Origin of the sequence: Enterococcus sp. 7E2_DIV0204, assembly GCF_002140855.1 — a bacterium.
Classification (GTDB): Bacteria; Bacillota; Bacilli; order Lactobacillales; family Enterococcaceae; genus Enterococcus_L; species Enterococcus_L lemimoniae.
In genome coordinates, this window is record NZ_NGKY01000001.1 from 41,330 (window position 1) to 47,920 (window position 6,591).

The 6,591-nt window shown below is 31.3% G+C and carries 10 protein-coding genes and 1 pseudogene; 3 read left to right on the forward strand and 8 right to left on the reverse strand.

Annotated features, from left to right (window positions below; genetic code table 11):
* Positions 1-126: 126 nt before the first annotated feature.
* The 3 genes from A5819_RS00245 to A5819_RS00255 form a co-directional block, all read right to left on the reverse strand.
* Positions 127-357, reverse strand: a complete 231-nt coding sequence (locus tag A5819_RS00245; RefSeq protein WP_086353004.1) for a hypothetical protein — start codon at positions 355-357, stop codon at positions 127-129.
* Between the two features lie 10 nt (positions 358-367).
* Positions 368-805 carry a helix-turn-helix domain-containing protein gene (locus A5819_RS19085; protein ID WP_176271323.1) on the reverse strand — a complete coding sequence of 146 codons (438 nt, stop codon included), beginning with the start codon at positions 803-805 and terminating at the stop codon, positions 368-370.
* A gap of 206 nt (positions 806-1,011) precedes the next feature.
* Entirely contained in the window at positions 1,012-1,308 is a 297-nt protein-coding gene (locus tag A5819_RS00255) for a helix-turn-helix domain-containing protein (RefSeq protein WP_086353006.1), read from the reverse strand.
* Between the two features lie 145 nt (positions 1,309-1,453).
* On the opposite strand from A5819_RS00255, the pseudogene A5819_RS00260 reads away from it, so the two are divergent.
* The 3 genes and pseudogenes from A5819_RS00260 to A5819_RS00265 form a co-directional block, all read left to right on the forward strand.
* A pseudogene (locus A5819_RS00260) lies at positions 1,454-2,590 on the forward strand (SulP family inorganic anion transporter); the annotation flags it as partial.
* Between the two features lie 3 nt (positions 2,591-2,593).
* On the forward strand, positions 2,594-2,890 hold the full coding sequence (locus A5819_RS20045; RefSeq protein ID WP_339099775.1) for an STAS domain-containing protein: 297 nt from the start codon (positions 2,594-2,596) through the stop codon (positions 2,888-2,890).
* Positions 2,891-3,007: 117 nt separating this feature from the next.
* The gene (locus A5819_RS00265) at positions 3,008-3,241 is read left to right on the forward strand and encodes a hypothetical protein (RefSeq protein ID WP_086281307.1); all 234 of its coding nucleotides are present in this window, start codon (positions 3,008-3,010) and stop codon (positions 3,239-3,241) included.
* 216 nt (positions 3,242-3,457) lie between these two features.
* On the opposite strand, the gene A5819_RS00270 is transcribed toward A5819_RS00265, so the two are convergent.
* From A5819_RS00270 to A5819_RS00290, 5 genes are all read right to left on the reverse strand, one after another.
* The gene (locus A5819_RS00270; RefSeq protein ID WP_086281305.1) at positions 3,458-3,730 is read right to left on the reverse strand and encodes a hypothetical protein; all 273 of its coding nucleotides are present in this window, start codon (positions 3,728-3,730) and stop codon (positions 3,458-3,460) included.
* Between the two features lie 61 nt (positions 3,731-3,791).
* On the reverse strand, positions 3,792-4,097 hold the full coding sequence (locus A5819_RS00275; protein WP_086281303.1) for an MmcQ/YjbR family DNA-binding protein: 306 nt from the start codon (positions 4,095-4,097) through the stop codon (positions 3,792-3,794).
* Positions 4,098-4,190: 93 nt separating this feature from the next.
* Positions 4,191-4,769, reverse strand: a complete 579-nt coding sequence (locus A5819_RS00280; protein ID WP_086281299.1) for a histidine phosphatase family protein — start codon at positions 4,767-4,769, stop codon at positions 4,191-4,193.
* Positions 4,770-5,693: 924 nt separating this feature from the next.
* Positions 5,694-6,155, reverse strand: a complete 462-nt coding sequence (locus tag A5819_RS00285; RefSeq protein ID WP_086281297.1) for a DUF3592 domain-containing protein — start codon at positions 6,153-6,155, stop codon at positions 5,694-5,696.
* An 83-nt stretch (positions 6,156-6,238) separates the two neighbouring features.
* Positions 6,239-6,591: hypothetical protein (locus A5819_RS00290; protein WP_217809021.1), on the reverse strand; the 353-nt coding region annotated here is incomplete at its 5' end.

Sequence of the window (6,591 nt, forward strand, 5' to 3'; positions counted from 1 at the left end):
TCAGATAAAATTTGAATTGTAGGTCACCTCTATAGTTGAATTTTTGTTGTGCCTTAGTCTTAATGTTTTAGCCAAATTTCTATCGTTTTTGGATCTCATGCATGCTGCTACTGATCCTTTTTGGAACTAATTTTCATTGGTTCTAGCAAAAGAAATTTCCCTACAAAGTCTCATTGTAGCATTCTTTTTCAGTTCCTCTTGCAGCTGTTCTTCAGTTTCAAATGTGATCATTGTCCCATAATGCTTTTCTAGTTCATTCATCAATTCAACGAGTGCCAAATTCCTTCTGTATGACCCTTTTTGATTTTTGAGTTCGCTAAAATCTGCTTCAATTTCATTCAACATTCTTTTCAACATTATTCCTCCTTCATTTTTCTTTTTTATAGTAAATGACTGTTTCAAAGTCAAATTTGATTCCACGATTCTTTTGTGCCTTATCTAGGTACGTAGGCTTTGGAATATCTTTAATAGAAACGCCTGTCCATTCTAAATAATCTCGTACAAGTTTTGAAAATTGAAGATAAGCTTTTTTTTCAGAAGTAGCAATTTTTTCATTTACAATATTAGAGTCCTGTAAAACAAATATTTTCCATACTTCATTATTTGCTTCTTGTTCCGTCATACCTGTTAGATACTCCATACCTTCTCTACTTATGATTTGCGTTCCTTTTCCGTTCCCTATCTTAGTAAAAGTTCCCTCAAGGAACTTTTCAGGATAATTATTGTATCGCTGTAAAACATAAGTACGTTCTTTATTCCATCTTTCACTTGCTTCAGGAAACGTCATAAGTCCTAAATCTTTCAACTTCAACTGATCACTCCCAATCAAATAACCTTATATAATGTATAAATATATTATACACTATATAAGGTTAAAAGTAAATCATTTTTTACAATTAATAAATAATTATTTTCAATCACTTAGGTTCTCATGCGTGCTGCTATCGATGGTTAAAAAGCTACAGAAATTGAGTAGTAATTTTAAAATCAGAAATTTGATCTATGGAAGAATTACTTCTCTTCTAATCCTGTTAAAAACTGAAGAAGTTCATATTTTTTTTGTTCTGGTAAACTCATAATAACAGTTATTAATTTCTGATCTGTAGGACTTAATTTAGGATTGAAAAAATCTGACAATGATACACCTAATGCCTCACAAATATTTGTTAGTGTTTTTAAGGAGAGCTTTGTTGTATCATTCTCTATTGCAGAAATAAAAGATGGGGAAATATTAATTTTTTCAGCTAATGTTCTTGCAGTTATGTGGTTTGCTTTCCTTAATTCTTGAATTCTTATTCCAATATTCATCTATTAAATCACCTCAAAAATTCACTATAGGGTTAATTTGAATACAATTTAAATTAACCTAGGACTTTATTTAACAATGTGACTATGATACTATAATAAAGTTGTCAAATGCAACTAAAAACTTAAAAGGGTGTGATTTATCTACATGTTATTTAGTATAAAAAAAGAAGAGTGGATTGGAAATGGGAAAAATGATTTGTTTGCTGGTCTAGTTTCGTCTATAGCCTTACTTCCAGAGGTTGTAGGTTTTGCTATTATTGCAGGAGTAAATCCAATGACAGCACTATTTGCTTCAGCAACAACTATTTTAATTATATCCTTTACAGGTGGAAGACCAGCCATGGTTTCAGCCGCCGCAGGATCTATGGCACTCGTTATGGCTGCGCTAATTAAAAGCCATGGTCTTGAATATATGATAGCAGCAACTATTTTAACAGGTATTATGCAATTAGTTCTAGGATATCTTGGTATTCAAAGATTAATGAAATTTATTCCAAAAACTGTGATGTTTGGCTTCGTAAATGCCTTAGCCATTTTAATTTTTCTAGCTCAAGTACAACAATTACCTGGGCAATCACTATGGACGTACTCCATGGTAATTATCACAATCATGCTAATGTACGGACTTCCAAAAGTTACAAAAGCTGTTCCACCTGCATTAATTGTTATTATAGTAATGACTGTTGTTGCATTGGCTTACCCAGGATATCTACAAAAAATTGGAGATATGGGCAATATGTCGACAATTGTACCAACATTATCATTTCCTGTGGTTCCTTTCACTATTAAAACGTTCTTTATTATTTTTCCGACAGCAGTTGCCTTAACAATGGTAGGTCTGATAGAATCATTATTGACTATTCCTGTAGTTGATAAAATGACAGGAACCAAAGGAGATAGTAAAAGGGAAGTGAAGTCACAAGGTCTTGCAAATATAGTGACGGGGTTATTTGGTGGTCCAGCAGGCTGTGCAATGATTGGTCAAGCTGTGGTCAATGTAAAATCTGGAGGAAGAAAAAGACTTTCTACTTTGGTTGCGGGAATGGCTTTATTAATCCTAATTTTTGGTCTAAAAGATATTATGATACAGATACCTACTGCAGCTCTTATTGGTATTATGATTACTGTTTCGTTTGAAACATTTGAATGGGAAAGTTTATCTCTCATACGCTCTTTCCAAGTAACAGAGAGTCTAGTAATGCTTGTGACAATCGGTATTGTTGTATATACACATAATTTGGCAATTGGTATTTTTGTAGGTGTTCTATTAAGTGCAGTCATTTTTATGGCAAAACTATCGACAATTTCAATTGTTCAAAAAGATAGTGTGTTTGCAGTAAAAGGACCTTTATTTTTTGCTTCCACACATTCGTTTCTCCATTATTTTGAAACTGTTAATTATGACAACGAACAGCTAACAATAGATTTTTCTTATTCTCATATCTTAGATCATTCTGGAGTTGAAGCATTAAAGTCTTTTGTAATTGATATGAAAAATCAAAAAAGAAAAATTTTTATTATTGGTTTAGATATTCATAATCCTGAATTATCCAAAGAAATTGAGTCACTTCTTATTGAATAAAGAAGTAGCCCGTCCAACTGTATTAATCGTTGGACAGGCTATTTAAGTAATTTATTTTAAAGAAATTGTACTAAGAGAATAATTTCTCTGAAAATGATCGAATGGAGAAAACAAAAAATGAAGAGAAAGCATAAATTAGGGGACTATCTTTATAAAAATGGAAATATTTATAAACTCGTTCCACATTGGGAAAACAATTTCATTTCAGAATTCTATTCAATCTTTTCAGAAGAATCTACAGGAAAGATATTCTGTAGCCCTTATTTAATAAAAGATGATGATCCTAGCTATAGCGCTGCAATGGCAGATCAAATAGAAAAATTTGATTTGACTCAAAAATTATATCAGTAGTTCTCAAAAAGGATAAACACTCTTTATAAACAAAAAAAACCTACCTTTGGGGAAGGTAGGAAAAGGAGTTAAAAATGAAAAAGTTTTGTTAGGGTTGTTTGTTTGGTATGAATAAATAATACAATTGAAATTTGAATAATCTGTGATGAATTAATATAGAATTTCTGAAATAAAAATAGAAATAGTGTTTCCCAAAAAGGATCCTTTTTGGGAACTTTACCGCAGCTGATCCATCACTTCTTTATATACTAATTCATGATTATCCTCTAAATTAATTTGTTGAAACACATTGTACTCACAAACATCCTTCTTAGTTAGATACTTTATCAGTTCCTCAGGTATTTCACTATCTTTTGTTTGCCGTAAGTCTAGTTTGACTAATGGATCTACCGCAAAGTAGCGACTATCATTTTTAAACTCCATCATCGCATAAATTAAGTTATCATTGATCTTTAAAATTACCTTACCTTCGATTTCTTTGTTTTTCATTGTTATTCCTCCTTCATTATTATTTCTTTTTAGCAATTTTTAAATTTTTGTTCTTTCACCATTATTTAGTTAATTCATAGCTAATATCAATCATTTTTTTTACTTCTTGTAGCGATACACAAGATTTTAGATCTATTGAAATCCAGTTTTCTTTATTCATGTGATAAGCTGAATAATATCCTTTTTTTTCTAATAAAGAACCTATTAATTCAGGTACAACTTTGATATCAATAATATCCGTTTCTCCTTTACCTTCATTATTTAACTTATTTTTTGGCACATTCATTACTAAGCCGTACCATTTTTTATTATGTTTGTGTCTTAAAATACGGTATTCTGGAAACTTACTAAATGTTTTTTCTGGCATTGTCCCATAGGTTGATTCTACATATGCAAAAATTGATTCTCTTGTAACAAATTATCTCACTCCGTTCTTTTTTATCCTTTTTGGGAACTCCCATTAATCTTGGCTAATTGATTCCTTAAATTTAAATATGCCCTCTGAATACTCAAACTTTAAAATACAGCAGTTAGTAAATTTAATCGTTTTAATTTGCTCTTGCGATAGCCATTTCTGAATAAATCGATACATGGAACCCCCATGACTAACACATAAAATATTATGATGACATTCCTTTTCCATAACCTCAACAAGAGTAGCATTCATTCTGGTTTGTACTTGATCACTAGATTCTCCACCGTAATCTACAAAAAAGTCTCCATAAGACACCTCACCTGCTTTTATTTTAGGATTTAAGTCTTCACTTTCACTCTCAAATAAACCGAAGTTCCATTCTTTGACTCCCTTTAATCGCGTAACACTTTTGTAGTCACAGACTATTTCTGCAGTATCAACGGCTCTTTCCTGTGTCGAAGAATACACATGATCAAAAATTATATCATGATCTAAAAAGTAATCCCTAGCAATCTGAGCTTGACCTATTCCCTGCTCAGTTAAAGGTGAATCACATACTCCTTGAATTTTACCAAGTAAATTAAACAGTGTTTGTCCATGTCTCAGTAAATATAGTGTCTTCATACTCCTTACACCTATCCTTCATTTAAATTTACATTTGTTTCTTCTACTAACCCCTTTGTCCTTTTATTCTATGTGCAGCTGAGTATTGAGACCTTTAAAATATCACCTTGTTATTTTACTAACTGTCAATATTCTACTTTTACAGTTTAAAAGTTACACTTAATAATCACTGGTTTGAAGCTATTCTACAGGTCTTATCAATACAAATTGCTGATACGCGCTAGGAACCCCTTACCAAGTATTGATTACTCATACTTTTTTCACGATTGTTCAAAAATTCTTCTTTCCTTTTTATGCTTCATTTAATCTTTCTCATCTATGATATAGACAGTAACAAGAAAGAAGTTGATATCTGCTTTTGACACAATTAACTTTCTCAAATTTATTTTCTTGGTTTACCAAGAAAATAAAAAACTATCTCCCAACTTTTGAGTGTAAGAGGCTCATTCGCCTCTTACCTTAAATCTTAATTTGTGGGCGAACGTGGTGTTTAACTCCCAGGAGACTAAACGGATGTTTGTTCTCTATCCATCGAGGTGTAGGTTCGAATCCTACCGTCCACGTTTGTGCTTAGGCACTTTAAATAAATACTGACGTTTGAAAGGGATGGTCACTTATGAAAAAATCGTTGCTCACTGTTTTTATTGCTACTTCTGTTCTTGCTGTTCCTTTAGCATTAAAAAGATACTTTAGTCACAATCACATTTACGGAGCTTGACCTAGCAGATTTTGCTAGGTTTTTTTTAAGTTTCTTTCAAAAAATAACTATCGTTTTTGGAATATAGTTCGCTATTTTGAGTTTTACCCTTGCCCTGGCATTAATGATCGTTCGCTTTTAGTCGTGCTTTACCTGGTGGATCTCACTCTGCAGCTGACAGAAATCAACTACTTTTACGAATGATCCTTTTTAAGAATAATTTTTTGTTAAAAAATATATATTCCTATTTCTTGCAAAAATAGCAAAATTGGAAATATACTTAAAAATCCTGCAAAGCAAAAAAAGAAAAATATAAGAAATTTTTTATTGAACTGATCATCTATCTTCGAATAAATTTGAGATATGTTTTTAGGATTGTAGAGTAACTCAACTCTAGTTCCAACTGGTAAACCTGTTTTTTGTCCTATTGGAATTTTTCGAAAGTATATTAATTGATTTACCTGAATTTCTGTCTTGTAAATTTTTCCATCTATCTGATATTCAATCAATAATTTCCTATAATAGTGAGTTGACTCATTACTTACTCTCTTTCCAATACTATTTTTTACAACAGTTCCTATTGTCATTTCAGTGGCGTTTTTTTCAAGTTTCTTTTTACTCATATAAATTATTAAAATAATTATCCAGAGTAATGCTGGCGGTATAGAAAAAATTAAAATATCTTCCATATCATTCTCCTATCAATTGTTTTTGGATCTCATGCATACTCTTACCGATCCTTTTTGAAACAGCTTCTCATGCATGCTACTTACTAGATTTCTACTTTAATCAAAAATCCTTCAGGAAATGTTTTATTCATTTCCTTGTTAAAATTAGATATTAAATTTTGATCAATGCCTGGAAGTAGTTCATTTAATTTTTGAGCTATCTCATCAAAATTTTTGAAATCAACCCAAGAAAAGGAAAATACATTATCCTTCTCTAATTGTTCAATCACAACTTCAACGAAAAATTCACCATGTTCAAAATCTTCGTTTTGGAATATAGCTTTCACATTATTGATATAAGAATAATTAGTTATAGGACTTGCAACTGTTTGTTTTGTTACATCCATTTTATTGTCCTTCTTTCTAATCCTTTTGAGAAGCCGAACTATTTTCAGCC

Coding starts and splice junctions, on each gene's coding strand:
- A5819_RS00265 (WP_086281307.1), top strand. CDS start 3,008: ATGAAGAGAAAGCATAAATTAGGGGACTATCTTTATAAAAATGGAAAT.
- A5819_RS00255 (WP_086353006.1), bottom strand. CDS start 1,308: ATGAATATTGGAATAAGAATTCAAGAATTAAGGAAAGCAAACCACATA.
- A5819_RS00245 (WP_086353004.1), bottom strand. CDS start 357: ATGTTGAAAAGAATGTTGAATGAAATTGAAGCAGATTTTAGCGAACTC.
- A5819_RS00285 (WP_086281297.1), bottom strand. CDS start 6,155: ATGGAAGATATTTTAATTTTTTCTATACCGCCAGCATTACTCTGGATA.
- A5819_RS00270 (WP_086281305.1), bottom strand. CDS start 3,730: ATGAAAAACAAAGAAATCGAAGGTAAGGTAATTTTAAAGATCAATGAT.
- A5819_RS00275 (WP_086281303.1), bottom strand. CDS start 4,097: ATGCCAGAAAAAACATTTAGTAAGTTTCCAGAATACCGTATTTTAAGA.
- A5819_RS00280 (WP_086281299.1), bottom strand. CDS start 4,769: ATGAAGACACTATATTTACTGAGACATGGACAAACACTGTTTAATTTA.
- A5819_RS20045 (WP_339099775.1), top strand. CDS start 2,594: ATGGCAAAACTATCGACAATTTCAATTGTTCAAAAAGATAGTGTGTTT.